Below are 17,038 nucleotides of genomic sequence, written 5' to 3'. Positions count from 1 at the left end.
TGTATTAGCGGATGTCTCTTGCGGCATATACGTAGGCGGTCTCTTTCATTGGGGCCCATCACGCAAAGTGGATAAGGATACACTCCGGTTGTTGGTAGGGCTAAAGGCAAGACTTTGCGGCCGTTATATTGTGTCACTTAAAAGGCTAAAAGATGCTCTGCGCGAGGCATTGAGAGCGTGCGGCTGAGGCTCTTTTGTAAAGGCATCAGATAGAGACAATTGCGAGGAGTCTTATTGGTGTTTGTTAGGGTTTAACACTTAGGTAAGACTGGCCTGATCACGAGTGCAATTGAAAAGAACCAATAAAATGGCTGCTGTCTTCCTTTCACTCCTGCTTTCTTTGTTTCCGGTATACTTTCTGATCTCGGTTTCACCCGGATTGAATATGCTGGCCGCGATGAACATTGGCGCGTCCTATGGGATAAACCGCGCCCTGCCGTTCGTTTTGGGTGGATGTATTGGGGTGGCGTTGGCTGCGATCCTGTCGCTGGCAGGGGTGACGGCGGTTATGGTGCATACGCCTGTTGTCTACGAGCTGGTCAGGTATCTGGGCGCTGCATTCCTTTGCTATATGGCCTATGGCTATCTGAGGCATAGCGGGGAGGTTTCTAATGACAAAGACGTGTCATTCGTGACCAATTGCAGGAAGAAGCTGATTGCCAAGGGTTTCTTTACAGCAACTCTGAACCCCAAGGTTTGGCTGGTGTTTGCAGCGCTTTTGCCTGTCTTCATCGTTGAAAGCGCACCTTTGCAGCTTCAGATCGTGCTGATCATCACAATCGTCATGGCTATCGAATTCTTCTGCATGATGCTCTACGCATTTGGCGGAGACAGGATTGGCCGACGCATGTCGCAAAGCGGCAACGTGAAAGTGCTCAACAGACTGAACGCGATTGTCATGTTCCTGTTGGCCGTGATGATGGTCTTCTCATAAAGCCCGCCAGACAAAGCTTCCAAGCAGATTACTGATCCGTCCCTAAGTCCGTCGCGTTGTGAACCGTGCTGAGGAAACTAGGGTACGCACGTCAGGCTTGCCTGCTGTTACGAAAAAAGCCAGCTCCGTGTGGGAAGCTGGCCAGCGGCAAGTGATGTCAGGTCATTCATAAGGCTCTACTGATCCGTCTTGGACCTAAAAGCGTTGATTGCTGACATCACTATAAAGCGCGTTGGCTGGGCTTTGCAGCCCAACCAGCCTTCCTTAAATCCACTCAGTGGTCTTGAGGAAGATTAAGCGGTGTTTCTTACCACTCTTCGATGATGACTTCGTCTTCCCATTCGGTCAGGGGAGCTTCAGACCATGTGCCGTAAGTGGCGTTCGGGAATACGATCCACTCGGTACCCCATTTCGCAGCATTGTCTTCTACCAATGATCTCTGGTGATCCAGAGGGGTCTTGCGGAAACCGCCGTCGAAGTCATGCAGGGTATCGCCCAGCATCAGAACGATCTGGTGATCTTCGCTCACAAGAGCGCGGCGCTCGGTCTTCGGAGGACCCAGCAGAAGAACGGTTTCAGGGGTGATCTGCGGCAAGCCCAGCTCGCTCAGCGTTTCCATGGTGTAAGTTTTCTGCTCATCAGAACGGTCAGAGATGTAGCGAATGGAAACGCCCAGCTCATCAGCGTAGTTGAGGAATTCTTTTGCACCTGGGATCAGGTTCGGCTCGCCGTCACGTTCCCATGGAAGCCATGTGTCCCAAGCATCGTATGTGTGGCAGTTTGCCAGATCGCGCGCCAGCAGCGCGGAGTTATCAATCACTGTTTCGTCCAGATCGGAAACCACAGCCAGTTTGGACGGATCCTCAGCTTTTTCGACCGCCTCAGCCAACTTCTGCGTGGCAATGTTATAGGCCTGACGCTGGAGCGCACGGACCTCAGCAGATTGCTGCTGGTAACGCAGACCCATTGCGAATTCAGCAACAGAGCATTCGTTTGCAGAAGCTTCTTGCGCAGAACCCGCCTGAGCGAACATGCCAACAGACAGACAGGTGAGAACCGTGGTGGTGAGGAAACGGTGTTTCATAAGACTCTTTCTTTCGTTGAGTTCATACTCTCTGGACCTGAGGTGAGTGGTCCAAGAAATAATACGTATGCCACAAGCTCATGGCTTACAAAAAGCCATCTGAAAAGGGAACCGTGAAGATAGTCTTATTGACATCTTTCAGGGAACAGTTGAATTTTATTCAATTATTTCCTAGCAGTGCTGAGCGCTTGTTGATCGAAGTTGATTGGGGCTAAATCCCTTCGAGAATAGGTTGCTGCACCGTAGAGTGCAGCACGTTTTATGATGCGTTGTGATCGCAGACGGTTAACTGCAACTATAAGTTGCGCTCATCTCCCCACCAGCGATAATCGACTGTCATCCGGTTCACAGATAAACGCGAAATAGCGTGGTTGGATCGGCTTTCCTTTTTTGATTCGGATCGGGCGTCCCACCCTGCAAAAAGCCCGGATTATGGCGGCTTTATGGTGTCTTTATGGCGGTTTTCGTTCTCAATTAGCAATCTCGAATTCGCGCAAAAATTGCGTCAGGTGCAAAAAGACTCAGAAGTACAATCAGAGTTTGCAATGCCTGTGATATATCTTGGATTTTAGTTAAAAATGGTTAACGCCCGATTGCAATCCCAGCGTTCAATAGCTACGCGACATAGTTGCTATAGTAAATAGCAGGAAAAATAGAGATCTTTTTATCGATAAGTTCGCTTGCGATCTTATGGGTCGCTCTTTACCTAAGAGTAGCCTGTCGAATACATTAGATCTTCGGGGGTTAAAAAGTATTATGCTGCAATCAAGTATATTAAGACACAGGAGATCTGTATTTAGTACAGGTGTATCAGTCTTAGTACTGTCTCTCTTAACATCAATATCCCAGGCGCAAGAATTCTCCTTAGTGGAGAAAGAAGACGCCGCTACCAGCAATCAAGACGATCCACAAAACGCGTGGGTCCGGGGTGAATCCAAGGCGTATGACGTCAGCGCGGATGGTAGCGTCGTCATCGGGTCAACCTATTCCACCGGTGACATCTACCGTCGCGCCTTTCGTCGGACGGAAGACGGGGGCATGCAAGATCTCGGTACCTTACGCAAAAACGATATGAGTACCGAAAGAACAATCAATAGTGGCCGTTCTGAGGCATATGGCGTCAGCGCCGATGGAAAAGTGGTCGTAGGCGTTGCTGACACCGACTACAACTACCACTACCATGCCTTCCGCTGGACTGTAGATGGTGGCATGGAGTCACTGGGCACGCTGTCAGTCAACAGCTTCAGTAACTCGGAAGCCTATAACATCAGCGATGATGGAAGCACAATTGTAGGGTACTCTGATACGGGTAACAGCTGGTATTATCATGCCTTCCGATGGACTGAAGACGGCGGTATGCAAGACCTTGGAACGCTGGTAACCACTGGCGACGGCTACTCTAAGGCCTATGATGTCAGTGCGGATGGCAGCAAAGTCGTTGGGTTTGCTAATACCGATGAAAGTAAACATGCGTTCCTTTGGGATGAGAGCACCGACGAGATGGAGGATCTGGGGACCCTGGAAGCGGACCCGGAGAATGCCAGAGTTTCTGAGGCCTATAGCATCAGTGCTGATGGGAGTACAGTTGTCGGTGGCTCAACTTTCGATGGCGGAACACGAACGAATGAATTTCGCGCGTTTCGTTGGACCAGAGAGACGGAAATGGTTTCTCTGGGTACGTTGCGAACCGATGGCGCAGGTGAATCCACGGCGTGGGATGTGAACTTCGATGGCAGCGTCATTGTTGGGCAGGCAACTACAAACAGTGGCGAAGAACAGGCGTTCCGCTGGTTTGAGGGGTTTGGCGACGATGGTGACATGGAAGAGTTGGGTACCCTCAAAAGCGATAATACCGGAACATCTGTGGCCCGATCCGTTAGTGACGATGGAACGGTTGTTGTAGGTTACTCCGACACAGATAGTGGCGAAACCCACGCCTTTATCTTCAAGAAAGACCTTGTACTGGCCGATGGTACCAGAGTGGAAGTCACCACTCCGGATGTTATCCCAAGCGACGGCGGCAGCTCCGATGATGGCGACCCATCTGATGGCGGTCCGACAGACGGCGAACCGACCGATGGTGGTCCAACGGATGGCGGCCCAACCGGTGGTGAACCGACCGATGGTGGCCCAACCGACGGCGAACCGACCGACGGTGGTCCAACAGATGGCGGCCCAACGGATGGTGGTCCAACCGACGGCGACCCGACTGATGGTGGCCCAACGGATGGCGGCCCGACTGACGGTGGTCCAACAGATGGCGGCCCGACCGATGGTGAACCGACAGATGGCGGCGCGACCGATGGTGAACCGACCGATGGCGGCCCAACCGACGGCGAACCGACCGACGGTGGTCCAACAGATGGCGGCCCGACCGATGGCGGTCCAACGGATGGTGGTCCAACCGATGGTGAACCGACAGACGGTGGTCCAACAGATGGCGGCCCGACCGACGGCGAACCGACCGACGGTGGTCCAACAGATGGCGGCCCAACCGACGGCGAGCCGACCGATGGCGGCCCGACTGACGGTGGTCCAACAGATGGCGGCCCAACCGATGGCGGTCCAACGGATGGCGGTCCAACGGATGGTGGTCCAACCGATGGTGAACCGACAGATGGCGGCCCAACCGATGGCGGCCCGACCGACGGCGAACCGACAGACGGTGGTCCAACAGATGGCGGCCCGACCGACGGCGAACCGACCGACGGTGGTCCAACAGATGGCGGCCCGACCGACGGTGGTCCAACGGATGGCGGTCCAACGGATGGTGGTCCAACCGATGGTGAACCGACAGATGGCGGCCCAACCGATGGCGGCCCGACCGACGGCGAACCGACCGACGGTGGTCCAACAGATGGCGGCCCGACCGACGGCGAACCGACCGACGGTGGTCCAACAGATGGCGGCCCGACCGACGGTGGTCCAACAGATGGCGGCCCAACAGATGGCGGCCCGACTGACGGTGGTCCAACCGATGGTGAACCGACTGATGGTGATACCGACGATTCCAACACCGGTGGCATCTCACCAGGTGGCAACTCGTCAGGCATACAGGATCTGGATCATATTCAGGTATCGGTTGCTAAAACTGCTGCTGAAATCCAGCAGGCTTTGGCACGGACCAACTATTGGCAGCGTGAACTACGCGGCAATGTGGTGAGACTGGGCTCTGACCAGCAGTTTGGCTTTAGCGTCGGCGGCACTGGGCTGTGGCAGGAAAATGATGGAAACTATGCAGCTACTTTGGCCAGCTCCATCAGAGTTTCTGACGGCATCACCTTCGGTGGTTCTGTGGCTGTGCTAAGTGACGAGCGCATCAGTGATACAACTGAACGCGGTCTGGGCTATGGTTTCAGCAGTTATCTGGATCTGGATCTGCTGTCCGTTGGTCGTGGTCAGTTTGGTTTGCGGTTGGATGGTGCGTATGCACGCTCCACCTATGACATCAAGCGTGGTGTAGGTCTGTCCAATGTTCAGATTGGTTCTGATGACATTGAGATCGACAGTGCAGGGTTCGGCGCAACGCTGCGTTATGACTTTGCGTATAGCGATAACACCACCTTTAGCCCGTATGCAGGTGTGTATTACGAGCGCACGAAAGTGAGCGACTACACAGAAGCTCATGATCTGGATACTGCACTGTACTTTGACTCCATGACGTATACTGCGACAGTGGTCACTGCTGGCCTAAACGCAGAGCATTCATGGGGCAATGGCTTCACCATGTATGGGGGCGTCGGTGCTGATGTGGATGTCTATACGGACGGTACAATGCTCAACGGCGCGATCGATCTGGTAGAGGACACTGCGGTAAGCTTTGACAGCAGCGAAGACCGTCGCAGCGTGCGGGCCCATGCTCTGTTTGGTCTTGGCTATGACTTCAGCCCATCCCAACGGATTGAGTGGATCTCGCAGATTGAAAGCCCGACCTACGACAATGACTGGACGAAGGCTTCCAAGCTGAAGTACTCCGTCACGTTCTAACGGATCGCATTGCCACTATCGCGCCTGGCGTCATGACATGGCAGGTGCGGCAAAGAATGAGGGGCAGATCGTCATGATCTGCCCCTTTTTGCTGTGAAGCCCGCCAAACGGACCGCCTTCTACTAGGGCTGGTTAAACCTCCAGCCACTCCCTCAGAAGACGGGCAAAACGCGCCGGGTCTTTTTCTGGCATCATATGGTCACAGTTTTCTTGCATCCGAAGATGTCCATTTGCGACTGTGGCCGCGACTTTTCGTGACGGGATGGCGAAATGGTCCGGGCTTCGGTCTCCCAGAATAACCGTCACCGGCGTCTTGATCCGCTTCAGATCTGCGCTTTGAATGTTTGTCGGGTGTTGCCCGCCTCCCAGCAGTAACGGCATCATTCGTTCACTTTGCAGATAAAGCGCCTGCCGTTCTTCGCTCATGCTCTCAAAACATCCTACGCCGCCAGAACTGTCAAACAAGGCTCTCACCGCTGCAGCTGCGCCCTGCTCCTGCATGGCAGAAATGATTGGCGTAAAACCATGCGCGGCGGAGTGTTGGAAGCGGTCAATTTCCTCCTGCGTATCCAGATAGGTTGGCAATCCCGGTTCATACAGCAGAGCCGCGGCAATGAGTTCCGGATGCTTGATCAGGGCGAGCAGCACCGGATGGGTCGAGTAGGACCACGCCGCAACGTAATTGTCGCCCTTGGGGTGTTCCTTCAGGAGATTACAGATCTGCTCGCTATGTGCCTCCGTTGAAAATTCCTCGCCGGGGCGTTTCCAGTCTTCGGGCCCGAACCATTCAAGCGTGGGGCAAATCACTTCCAGATCGTTGGGCAGCAGGTCGAGTACCGGGCCCCATATGCCAGAGTGACCGGGTGCGCCGTGCAGGAGGAATAGTCTTTTGTTTTTCATTGGCTTATCCTAAAATGAAAGGTTCTTCAGTAATACTGGCGAAGGCGGCGCCAGTATTAAACTAAAGAAAACCAGCGGGACCAGACTTAATGGTCTCCGTTTCATCCAAGTGTTGCCTGATGTCTCCTAAAAGACACGGCTCTGCCCCGTGCAAAGCTGTCCATCAACTCTGATGGGCGCAGGTATCTACAACATCTCTGCTGCTTAGCGCTGAATAATGGCGTTTTGCCATGCGCGCAGGAAATGCTGGCGCTTTAGATTGTCCTGAAACACCAGCAAGCCGGGCCCAAGACGGATGGCGCGCTGGGACATGTTAGGCGCAACTTCACTGCGATCCAGCTTGGGATAGGGGTAGTAATCGGACCCCTCCTCACTCCAGTAAGACATGATGAGGTGATCGATGAAAGTGCCCGCAATCTCCGGCTGCTCTGCTCCTACCGGAATAATGGCAGAGCGCAGCATGAGGGTGGTGAAATCTTCCAGATGCAGGATGCCGATATCAGGGTCTTTGGCCGCGCGGGCCAGCGCGTAGGAGCCGAGCACATTATAAGCCATCGCCAGCTTTCCGGTGGTGACGTCGGAAATCATGTCAGCCGAACAGCAGTAGAGCTTGGCGTTGAGGCTGCCCATCACTTCGTTGAGACGCCAGAACGTGTCTGAGGTGCGCGCATCCTGCGTGGCAAACAGAAAACCAAGGCCGCTTTCGCGAATGTCGTAGGTGCCCACCTTGTCCTGAAAGCGGTCCGGATGGTTGCGCAGGGTTGCGATCAGGCTCTGCCGTGATGTTGGTACGTCCAGTCCGGCGAAGGCGGCTTTGGAATAGACCACGGAGGCTGGTTCCTGCGTGAAGGCGAAGACGTGGTCACGCCAGCGGGCCCAGTCGGGCATCAGGATAGCGACCGGTGAGCTGTGGGGGCGGGTAAATCCGTCATTAGCCAGTTTCACCTGCAGGTCCATGGCGGAGGAAATCGCCACGTCAAATACCTGATTTTCCTCATAGAGTGCCGTCATCAACTCCGTGCTGCTGACCACCGTGTAGTCAACGGAAACACCGGGGTATTTGCGTTGGAAGGCCTCCACCATGGGGGCGAAGATATCAATGTCGGAGTTGGAGATGATGCGCAGCCGCGCGCTTTCCTGTTGGGCAGGAAAGACCTTGTGTTGCTCAATCTCGAATGCACTGGCTGAAAACAGCGAGGCTGCCAGCGCAATCAGAACTGTGGGAAGAAGAAGGATACGCATGCGCCTCTTTTTGTTGTTCTGTTGGATAGTTTCAGGTGCCCACCGTGAGCTTGCGCTACCTCTTCGGCAATTGTCAGGCCCAGACCGGAGCCAACCGTGTCCTGCGCATTTTTGCCGCGCGAGAACCGTTCGGTGAGTTGTTCCATGTCCTCCGGCGCAAAGCCGGGGCCCTGATCACAGACGGAAAGCACCACCCACTTGCCTTCGGTCGCCACGCTGACCTGCACATCTTCGCCGTAAGGGGCGTACTTCAGGGCATTGTCCAAAATGTTGCTCAGCGCGTTTTGAATGAGAATGGCATCGCCCTTGATGGGGGGCGGTACGTCTCCACGCAGGCTCAGGGTTTTGTCCTGCATTTCCGCCAGTGGACGCAAGCGCTCAAGGGTTTCATCTGCCAGCTCCAGCAGGTTGATTTCCTTGACCTCCAGGTGGTCCGTGCGGAAGGAGACCATGGCATGGTCGAGCAGCTGACCGGCGGCACGCGAGCTTTCATCAATGGCACGGATCATCTCCTTCAGCGCGGCCCTGTTTTCTGGCCGCTCCACACGGCGCAGGGCGATCTCCGCCTGCGTGCGCAGCACTGCAAGCGGGGTGCGGATGCGGTGGGCGGCTTCAGCGATGAACTCTTCTGAGCGGGAGAGCGACTTCTTCAGCCGTGCCATAAATCGGTTCAGTGCCACCACTAGTGGTGCCATTTCGCCGGGGACGGGTGCTTGCACGGCGCGCAGATCCTGCGGGCCGCGACGAGAAACGGAGTTGGCGAGGGTCTGAACAGGGCGCACGGCGGATTGGGCGGTCAAAACCCCAAGCAGAGCGGCGGCGATGAAGAAGCCGAAGCCCAGATAGGCGGCGTTGGTGGAGATGCGCTCCAACGTCTCGCGTTGACGCTTCAAGGTCTGGGCAACGGACACGGTGACCTCAACGGGCCCAGCAGCATTGGACAGACGACGGGTGGCCGACACCATGCGGATGCTCTCACCCAGATAGTGGGAGGTGATGAACTGGTGGTTCTCCTGTCCTCGCGGCGCGGTGGTTTCCGGTAGGCTTTCATATCCGGTGAGATAATCTCCATCAGTGACGACGCGGTAAAACACGCGGTCATCACTCACATTGCCGAGCATGGAAAGCGCTGAATAGGGAATGTCGACCGTCACCTCACCGCTCTGGATGGCGGCACTGTCCAAAATGGCTGTGGCGGAGGCAGACAGGATGTTGTCCTGAGACTCTTCAGCCACCTGCTTTGCGTAGGTCATCACCATTACAAACAAGAGCGCGGCCAGCACGGCGGCGATGCCGAGCAGCTGCAGGGTCAGGCGGCGGCGGATAGAGCCGGAGATATTGGCGACTTCGCTCATGTCAGGCTCAACCGATATCCCAGCCCTCGTACGGTGATGATTTGCACGCGGGAGTTGGCGATGTGCCTGCGCAGGCGGGCCACATAAACCTCAATGGCGTTCTCTGACACGTCCTCGTTGTATGCAAATAATCTATCCACAAGCTTGGTTTTTGAGAGGATAACATCCGGCGCGCTGAAAAAAATCTCCAAAAGCCGCAGCTCTTTGTTGCGCAAACTGACAGTTTCACTGCCGATTGTGAGCGTACCCGCCAATGAATCGAACACCAGATCGCCAAACCGTTTGGCGTTTGTCACACCGCCGGATTTGCGCCGCATCACAGCCCGGCAGCGCGCTTCTAACTCTGAGAAATCAAAGGGTTTGGTGATGTAGTCATCCGCCCCGAGATCCAACACCCCAACCCTGTCAGAAACCTCGGAGCGGGCAGTCAGCACGATGACCGGCGTGTCATCCTGACGGCCCCGATGTTCGTTTAGAAAATCTCTTCCATCGCCGTCAGGGAGCATGATGTCGAGTAGGATCATGTCGTAATCTGCGGTGGCAATATAATCTTCTGCTATCGAAATTTCAGCTGCGTGATCAACAACATGGCCGTCCAGAGTCAATCGCTCGATGATGGACGTTGCCAATTTGGCGTTATCTTCTACCAGAAGAAATCTCATGTTTCGCTTCCCCAAAAAATCACGGAGGTGACAGGTTTGTGTCAGGTTACCGTGTTTTCACGTAAGACATGGGCGACAAATGCTGCCCTTGTCAAATGGGAGGACAACATGAGTTTTATTCGGGCGCGCCGCGTAGTTGCGGCAGCGGCTATAGCCGCGATGACTTTCTCCATGCCAGCAGCTTCACTTGCTGAACCTGTGGTTGAGGGCATCCACTTCCTTATTCCGGGTGGCGCTGGTGGTGGCTGGGACGGCACCGCACGTGGCACCGGCGAAGCACTAACCAAGTCCGGTCTTGTAGGCACAGCTTCTTTTGAAAACATGTCCGGTGGCGGCGGCGGTAAGGCCATCGGGTATCTCATCGAGAACGCAGCAAGCCAGCATGGCACGTTGATGGTGAACTCCACGCCAATCGTGATCCGGTCCCTGACAGGCGTATTCCCGCACAACTTCCGTGACCTGACACTGGTTGCCGGCACCATTGGTGACTATGCGGCCATCGTGGTTGGTAAGGACAGCCCAATCAACTCCATGAGTGACCTGCTGGAAGCCTATAAGGCTGACAAGCGCGGCACAGCGATTGGCGGCGGTTCTGTACCGGGCGGCATGGATCACCTTGTTGCAGCCATGGTGATGGAAGCTGCTGGTGAAGATGCGACCGCAGTGAAGTACATTCCGTACGATGCAGGTGGCAAGGCCATGGCGGCGCTGCTTTCCGGCGAAATCTCCGCGCTTTCTACTGGCTTCTCCGAGGCGATTGACCTTGCAAACGCGGGCGAAGTGAAAATCATTGGCGTGACCGCCGACGAGCGCGTTGCTGCTTACGAAGATGCACCAACCATGAAGGAACAGGGCATCGACACCACGTTCGTCAACTGGCGTGGTTTCTTCGGGGCTCCGGGTCTGCCAGAAGCACAAGTGGCTGCTTATCAGGAAGCTCTTGCGAAGATGTACGACACTCCTGAGTGGGAAGAAGTGCGTGCGCGTAATGGCTGGGTCAACATCCATAACTCCGGTGAAGACTTCCAGGCGTTCCTTGAAGGTCAGGAAAAAGCCATTGGTGACCTCATGAAGAAGCTGGGCTTCCTCTAAAACACGAAAATCAAGGGATGCGCTGACACCAGCGCATCCACTTGCCACGCCAACGGGAGGGGATGATGGCACTGGACCGATGGATCGCACTTGTCATTCTGGCAGTGAGTCTCATGTACGGGTACACCGCGTTCTTTATGATGGACGCAGGCCTGCCGCCGTTTATGCGGTTTAATCCGATCTGGCCGAGCACGTTTCCAAAAATCATTGCGGTCGGCGCAGCAATCACAAGTCTTGTCATTCTGCTGGGGTTTGAAAAGAAGCCCGCTGACGCGGATGAGGGCGAGATCGATTTCAGCCGATTGGGAGATTACAACATCGGACAGGCTGTGTTCCTGCTCGTGCTGATGGTGGCTTACGCGCTGTTGCTGCGCCCTGCCGGCTTCCTGCTCTCCACCCTACTGTTTCTGGTCGTAGCCGCTGCGTTGCTCGGGGAGCGTCGCTTCTACATCCTTGTACCCGTGGCTGCCGCCGCTGCTGGTGGCGTCTGGTATCTGGTTCAGCAAACGCTGGGAATTTACCTCAGCCCCCTGCCAACATTCCTAAGCTAGGAGGCCACTATGTTAGACGGTATCTGGGTTGGCCTCTCTACGGCCTTTTCGTTTTCTAATCTTTTGATGGTGATTGGCGGCTGCCTCATCGGCACCTTCATCGGCATGTTGCCGGGCCTTGGCCCCATGTCCATCATCGCAATCATGATCCCGGTGGCCATCTCCATTGGTGATCCATCCGCCGCGCTGATCCTGCTTGCCGGGGTGTATTATGGCGCGATCTTCGGAGGGTCCACCTCCTCCATCCTCATCAACGCACCGGGCGTTGCCTCCACTGTTGCCACCAGCTTTGATGGATACCCCCTCACCCGTCAGGGCAAGGCCGGTAAGGCGCTCACCGTTGCTGCCATTTCCTCCTTCGCAGGCGGTAGCATTGGCGCGATCCTGCTGATGATCTTTGCGCCAGCACTGGCTTCCGTCGCCCTGCTGTTCCACTCTGCTGAATACTTTGCACTGATGGTGGTTGGCCTTTCCGCAATCGCTGCATTTGCAGGCAGCGGACAGGTGGGCAAGGCGCTGCTCATGACGCTGGTTGGCCTGATGATGGCTACGGTGGGCGAAGGCGCTCTGTTCAATCAGCCACGCTTTACCATGGGCATTCTGGATCTTCAGTCCGGCTTCGGTTTTATCACGCTGGCCATGGCCATGTTCGCCCTGCCGGAAGCCTTGTTCCTTGTGCTGGACCCGTCCCGCTCCAACTCCGGCGGTTCGAGCGGTGATATCAAGGATCTGCGTATCACGAAGGAAGAGGCCAAGAAGATCACTCCGGTGATTGGCCGCCAATCCATTCAGGGCTTCCTTATCGGCGTTCTGCCGGGTGCAGGCGCAACCATTGCCTCGTTCCTTGGTTATGCGGTTGAGCGCAATATCGCGCCGAAAGAGGAGCAGAAAGAATTCGGCAAAGGCTCCGTCAAAGGCCTTGCAGCACCAGAGGCTGCCAACAATGCAGCGTGTACTGGTTCCTTCGTTCCCCTGCTGACGCTCGGTATTCCGGGCTCAGGCACCACGGCAATTTTGCTGGGCGCTCTCATCGCGCTGAATGTCTCCCCCGGACCGCGCCTGATGGTGGATCAACCGGAGATCTTCTGGTCAGTGATCATCTCCATGTATGTGGGCAATGTAATCCTGCTGATCCTGAACCTGCCGCTCATACCATACATCGCTAAGGTGCTTGCTGTTCCGCGCAATTTTCTTATTCCGTTTATCCTTTTTTTCACCCTAATGGGCGCATACATTGGACAAAACAACGCGACGGAATTGCTGATGCTGGTAGGCTTTGGAGTGTGTGCAACGCTACTGAGATTTGCCAATTACCCACTTGCCCCACTGCTGATCGGTTTCATTCTGGGCAGCATGCTGGAAGACAACTTCTCCCGCTCCATGCAGCTTTATGACGGCATTGGCTTTATTCTGGAACGTCCGATGACCATGGGTCTCTTGGTTCTGGCTGTTGTTCTGGTCGTGTTGCCCCTGATCCGTGCACGGCGTGTGCGTAAACAAGAACTGCAAGCCGCTGAAAGCGACTAATAAGAAAAAACAACAAGGCAGCTGGGAATTCAAGTTTTGAGCATCAACAAAGCAGACCTGTCCAATCTGGCAATCACGCTTGCAATTGCAAGCGCAGGGGCGGGTCTCTTTACTTTGATAGGATTCCCAGCTGCTCCCCTCACCGGCTCGGCACTGGCAGTTACGTTGGCTGGGGTGCTTGGGGCGCCGGTTGTTGTTCCCATCTGGTTGCGTACGCTGTGTTTTGTCGTTCTGGGTGCTGGCATTGGGTCCGGTGTGACGCCTGCTGTCCTTGATGCAGCCGTGGCATGGCCTGCCAGTTTTGTTGCGCTCGGTATCACGCTGGGATTGAGCATGATGCTCAGCCGGGCAATTTTGGTGCGTTTCTTCGGGTTTGATGCATACAACGCCTCGCTGGCCTCGGTGCCGGGGCACCTGAGTTATATCCTCAGCATGGCCGCTGACACCAAGGCAGATGTGACCCGTATCAGCCTTGCGCAAAGCACGCGGGTTCTGTTCCTCACCATCTGCGTTCCGCCTTTCATCGCGCTTCTCTACGAGGAAACCGGAGCATCCTTCCTACCGGCGCAGAATATTACTGCAATTTCAGCCGTTTACGTGTTGGCGGGTGCCGCAGTTGTGGGAGTGATTTTTCAGAAGCTGAAAGTTCCTGCCGCTTTCTTGCTTGGCGGTATGCTGGTGTCTTCGCTGGGGCACCTGACTGAGCTGACACCGGGGAAAATGCCGGACTGGGCTACGCTCACTTCGTTTTTGGTGATGGGCGCGTTGATTGGCACCCGTTTCAAAGGCATCAGTGCAGAAATGTTTGTCAAAGCCGTTGGCGCAGGGATTGTGGTCACACTCATTACCGTTGGCATGGCGATCCTCGGTGTGATTTTGGCCATGGCGCTTGTGGGTCTTGACCCAAGCCTGCTGTTTGTGGCGTTTGCACCCGGAGGCGTTGAAGCTATGGCCGCCATTGCGGTACAGAGCGGTTTGGACCCGACCTTCGTTGCCGCCCACCACGTCTTCCGCCTGCTTCTCCTGACCGTCCTCGTCCCCCTTCTGCTGCGTGGGGTGAGACCGTCAGACCCAGCAAAAGAGCGGGTATGATCGAGGTCAGGAAGTGGGCGTAAACTGCGTTCAAGGCCCACTTGCCGGAAGCATTTTTCCCTAATTTGAGTGATGGGGGATGAATTCCCTTATTCATGAAGGGAAATCATTCTGCTCAAAAGATATATTCCCCGTACAACCTGCTAGCCTCACCCCATAATAAAGATTCCAATGGAACCGACGGGGAGTTTAATGAGCGCAGCTTCACTGGAAATTTTGGGAGCACTGGAAAGCCGTGTGCGATGGCTGGCCTCCTGGACCATTCATAATGCCAACCACCTTCGCGGTTCTGATGTTGGTGATGTGAAGGTGGGCGGGCATCAGGCCTCCTGCGCCTCCATCAGCTCCATCATGACTGCGCTCTACTTCCACGCTTTACGCCCGCAGGACCGGGTGGCTGTCAAACCTCATGCCGGGCCGGTGTTCCATGCCATCCAATATCTGGCGGGCAATCAAAGCCTTGAGAAGTTGCAGAACTTTCGTGGGTTCCACGGCGTGCAGTCCTATCCCTCGCGCACCAAGGATGTCGACGACGTTGATTTTTCAACCGGCTCCGTTGGCCTTGGCGTGGCGCAGACGCTGTTCTCCTCGCTGGTGCAAGATTACGTGAAGGCCCATGGTGGGCTTAACAAAGCGCCGGAAGGCCGGATGATTTCGCTGGTTGGCGATGCGGAGATGGACGAAGGCAATATCTATGAGGCCCTGCTGGAAGGCTGGAAACAGGGTCTACGTAATTGCTGGTGGATCGTGGATTATAACCGCCAGTCGCTGGATGCGGTTGTACGTGAAGGACTCTGGGAGAAGTTCGAGAGCATCTTCCGCAATTTCGGCTGGGATGTGGTCACACTCAAATACGGCAGTCTGCAGGAGGAAGCCTTCAAGGAACCGGGCGGGGAAAAGCTGCGGGACTGGATTGACCAGTGCCCGAACCAGCTTTACTGCGCCCTCGCCTATCAGGGTGGTGCTGCCTGGCGCAAACGACTGCTGGATGATCTGGGGGATCAGGGCGACGTTAGCAAGCTGATCAACCGGCGCAGTGATGAAGATCTATCAACGCTCATGTGCAATCTGGGTGGGCATGACCTGCCCTCCTTGCTGGAAGCCTTTGAAGAGGCAGGCGGGCATGACCGTCCGGTGCTGTTCATTTGTTATACGGTGAAGGGCTTTGGCCTGCCATTGGCAGGACACAAGGACAATCACGCGGGCCTGATGACCTCCACGCAGATGGAAGAATACCGCAAGCTGGAAGGTATCCGCGAAGGGCATGAGTGGGACAAATGGGAAGGCGCCGCTGACCCGAAAGACCTGCAAAAGCTCGTTGCTGAAGCCCCGTTCTTCTCCAAAGGCAGTCGCCGTTATTCTGCGAAAACAGTACCAGTACCAGCCAAATTGCCGGCACCAGATGCGGCGGAAAAGATGCTTTCCACGCAGATGGGGTTTGGGCAGATCCTGCACGAAATTTCAAAGCAGGATGATGCGCTTGCCAAGCACATTGTCACCACCGCGCCTGATGTGACGGTTTCCACCAACCTTGGCCCATGGGTCAACCAGCGCGGCTTATTTGCCAAGGAAGAGCTGGCTGATACCTTCAAGGCCGAGCGTATTCCCTCCACGTTCAAGTGGGCGTTTTCTCCGCAAGGTCAGCATATTGAACTGGGAATTGCGGAATCCAACCTGTTCCTGCTGCTTTCGGCTCTGGGCCTGTCCCACAGCATTAACGGTCAGCGCCTGCTGCCCATTGGCACGGTCTATGATCCGTTTATCTTGCGCGCGGCAGACCAGCTCAACTACGCCTGTTATCAGGACGCCCGCTTTATGCTGGTGGCAACACCGTCGGGTGTGACGCTGGCGCCGGAAGGTGGGGCGCACCAGTCTATCAGCACGCCGTTGATCGGAATGGCGCAGGATGGCCTTGCCGCGTTTGAGCCTGCTTTCGTGGATGAGCTTGCGGCCATCATGCGCTTCGGGTTTGACTATATGCAGCGCGACGGCGAAGGGGACCCCGATGAACGCACATGGCTGCGGGATCAGACCGGCGGTTCCATCTATCTGCGCCTGTCCACCCGCCCCCTGGAACAACCACAGCGCACCATTTCGCCGGAACAGGAGCAGGACATCGTCGATGGCGCCTACTGGCTGCGCAAACCGGGGCCGAATGCGGAAATCGTGATTGCCTATACCGGTGCCGTGGCTCCCGAGGCCATCAATGCCGTTGGCTTGATGGCAGAGGACCGGCGCGATGTGGGCCTGCTCGCCATCACCTCCGCCGACCGCCTCAACGCAGGCTGGACGGCAGCGCAGCGGGCGCGGGATCGCGGAGCGGTACAGGCCCGCAGCCATATCGAGCGGTTGTTTGAGGATGTGCCGGACAATTGCTCGCTGATCACCGTGCTTGATGGTCATCCGGCAACGCTGGCATGGCTGGGCGCGGTCAAGGGCAACACCATCCGCACGCTGGGGGTTGAGCACTTTGGGCAGACCGGCACCATTGCCGACCTTTACGCACATTATGGTATTGATACCCAATCCATCTTGCGGGCGGCGGAAACCATTTCAAGAGGTGGCAAGATTCGCTATATCAAGGCGAGTTAAGCTTGCAGGCAGAAGCGCGG

General features: G+C 55.8%; 12 protein-coding genes. 7 read left to right on the top strand and 5 right to left on the bottom strand.

Annotation, left to right across the window (positions count from 1 at the left end; all coding sequences use genetic code 11):
• Positions 1–307: 307 nt before the first annotated feature.
• Positions 308–934: a LysE family translocator gene (locus tag IE076_RS17030; protein WP_189437977.1), complete on the top strand. Its 627-nt coding sequence runs from the start codon at positions 308–310 to the stop codon at positions 932–934.
• 307 nt (positions 935–1,241) lie between these two features.
• Here IE076_RS17030 and IE076_RS17025 read toward each other — a convergent pair whose 3' ends face one another.
• Positions 1,242–2,018, bottom strand: a complete 777-nt coding sequence (locus IE076_RS17025; protein WP_189437976.1) for an HAD family acid phosphatase — start codon at positions 2,016–2,018, stop codon at positions 1,242–1,244.
• A gap of 867 nt (positions 2,019–2,885) precedes the next feature.
• Here IE076_RS17025 and IE076_RS17020 point away from each other — a divergent pair.
• Positions 2,886–6,005, top strand: a complete 3,120-nt coding sequence (locus IE076_RS17020; RefSeq protein ID WP_189437975.1) for an autotransporter domain-containing protein — start codon at positions 2,886–2,888, stop codon at positions 6,003–6,005.
• Between the two features lie 132 nt (positions 6,006–6,137).
• On the opposite strand, the gene IE076_RS17015 is transcribed toward IE076_RS17020, so the two are convergent.
• The 4 genes from IE076_RS17015 to IE076_RS17000 form a co-directional block, all read right to left on the bottom strand.
• Positions 6,138–6,905 (bottom strand): alpha/beta fold hydrolase, encoded by a 768-nt coding sequence (locus tag IE076_RS17015; protein ID WP_189437974.1) that lies wholly within the window; start codon positions 6,903–6,905, stop codon positions 6,138–6,140.
• A gap of 204 nt (positions 6,906–7,109) precedes the next feature.
• A complete protein-coding gene (locus IE076_RS17010; protein WP_189437973.1) occupies positions 7,110–8,147 on the bottom strand; it encodes an ABC transporter substrate-binding protein in 1,038 nt (345 codons plus the stop codon).
• A complete protein-coding gene (locus IE076_RS17005) occupies positions 8,117–9,502 on the bottom strand; it encodes a sensor histidine kinase (RefSeq protein ID WP_189437972.1) in 1,386 nt (461 codons plus the stop codon). Before IE076_RS17005 ends, IE076_RS17010 begins: the two co-directional genes overlap by 31 nt.
• Positions 9,499–10,164, bottom strand: coding sequence for a response regulator transcription factor (locus IE076_RS17000; RefSeq protein WP_189437971.1), 666 nt, complete (start codon positions 10,162–10,164; stop codon positions 9,499–9,501). Before IE076_RS17000 ends, IE076_RS17005 begins: the two co-directional genes overlap by 4 nt.
• Before the next feature lie 108 nt (positions 10,165–10,272).
• On the opposite strand from IE076_RS17000, the gene IE076_RS16995 reads away from it, so the two are divergent.
• From IE076_RS16995 to IE076_RS16975, 5 genes are all read left to right on the top strand, one after another.
• Positions 10,273–11,256 carry a tripartite tricarboxylate transporter substrate binding protein gene (locus IE076_RS16995; RefSeq protein ID WP_189437970.1) on the top strand — a complete coding sequence of 328 codons (984 nt, stop codon included), beginning with the start codon at positions 10,273–10,275 and terminating at the stop codon, positions 11,254–11,256.
• A gap of 65 nt (positions 11,257–11,321) precedes the next feature.
• Complete coding sequence (locus IE076_RS16990) at positions 11,322–11,807, top strand: tripartite tricarboxylate transporter TctB family protein (RefSeq protein ID WP_189437969.1); 486 nt, start codon at positions 11,322–11,324, stop codon at positions 11,805–11,807.
• A 9-nt stretch (positions 11,808–11,816) separates the two neighbouring features.
• On the top strand, positions 11,817–13,334 hold the full coding sequence (locus tag IE076_RS16985; protein ID WP_189437968.1) for a tripartite tricarboxylate transporter permease: 1,518 nt from the start codon (positions 11,817–11,819) through the stop codon (positions 13,332–13,334).
• Between the two features lie 36 nt (positions 13,335–13,370).
• Positions 13,371–14,426 (top strand): AbrB family transcriptional regulator, encoded by a 1,056-nt coding sequence (locus IE076_RS16980; RefSeq protein ID WP_189437967.1) that lies wholly within the window; start codon positions 13,371–13,373, stop codon positions 14,424–14,426.
• A 192-nt stretch (positions 14,427–14,618) separates the two neighbouring features.
• The gene (locus tag IE076_RS16975; protein ID WP_189437966.1) at positions 14,619–17,018 is read left to right on the top strand and encodes a thiamine pyrophosphate-binding protein; all 2,400 of its coding nucleotides are present in this window, start codon (positions 14,619–14,621) and stop codon (positions 17,016–17,018) included.
• Positions 17,019–17,038: the final 20 nt, after the last annotated feature.

This window comes from Pseudovibrio japonicus (assembly GCF_014651595.1).
Taxonomy (GTDB): Bacteria; Pseudomonadota; Alphaproteobacteria; order Rhizobiales; family Stappiaceae; genus Pseudovibrio; species Pseudovibrio japonicus.
Note: the sequence above shows the minus strand (reverse complement) of the source record. Positions and strands in the feature narration are given on the sequence as shown.

Excerpts from the sequence above, each read along its gene's own strand:
- IE076_RS17005 (WP_189437972.1), bottom strand. The coding sequence starts at position 9,502 with ATGAGCGAAGTCGCCAATATCTCCGGCTCTATCCGCCGCCGCCTGACC.
- IE076_RS17025 (WP_189437976.1), bottom strand. The coding sequence starts at position 2,018 with ATGAAACACCGTTTCCTCACCACCACGGTTCTCACCTGTCTGTCTGTT.
- IE076_RS16990 (WP_189437969.1), top strand. The coding sequence starts at position 11,322 with ATGGCACTGGACCGATGGATCGCACTTGTCATTCTGGCAGTGAGTCTC.
- IE076_RS16995 (WP_189437970.1), top strand. The coding sequence starts at position 10,273 with ATGAGTTTTATTCGGGCGCGCCGCGTAGTTGCGGCAGCGGCTATAGCC.
- IE076_RS17010 (WP_189437973.1), bottom strand. The coding sequence starts at position 8,147 with ATGCGTATCCTTCTTCTTCCCACAGTTCTGATTGCGCTGGCAGCCTCG.
- IE076_RS16985 (WP_189437968.1), top strand. The coding sequence starts at position 11,817 with ATGTTAGACGGTATCTGGGTTGGCCTCTCTACGGCCTTTTCGTTTTCT.
- IE076_RS17015 (WP_189437974.1), bottom strand. The coding sequence starts at position 6,905 with ATGAAAAACAAAAGACTATTCCTCCTGCACGGCGCACCCGGTCACTCT.
- IE076_RS17000 (WP_189437971.1), bottom strand. The coding sequence starts at position 10,164 with ATGAGATTTCTTCTGGTAGAAGATAACGCCAAATTGGCAACGTCCATC.
- IE076_RS17030 (WP_189437977.1), top strand. The coding sequence starts at position 308 with ATGGCTGCTGTCTTCCTTTCACTCCTGCTTTCTTTGTTTCCGGTATAC.
- IE076_RS16975 (WP_189437966.1), top strand. The coding sequence starts at position 14,619 with ATGAGCGCAGCTTCACTGGAAATTTTGGGAGCACTGGAAAGCCGTGTG.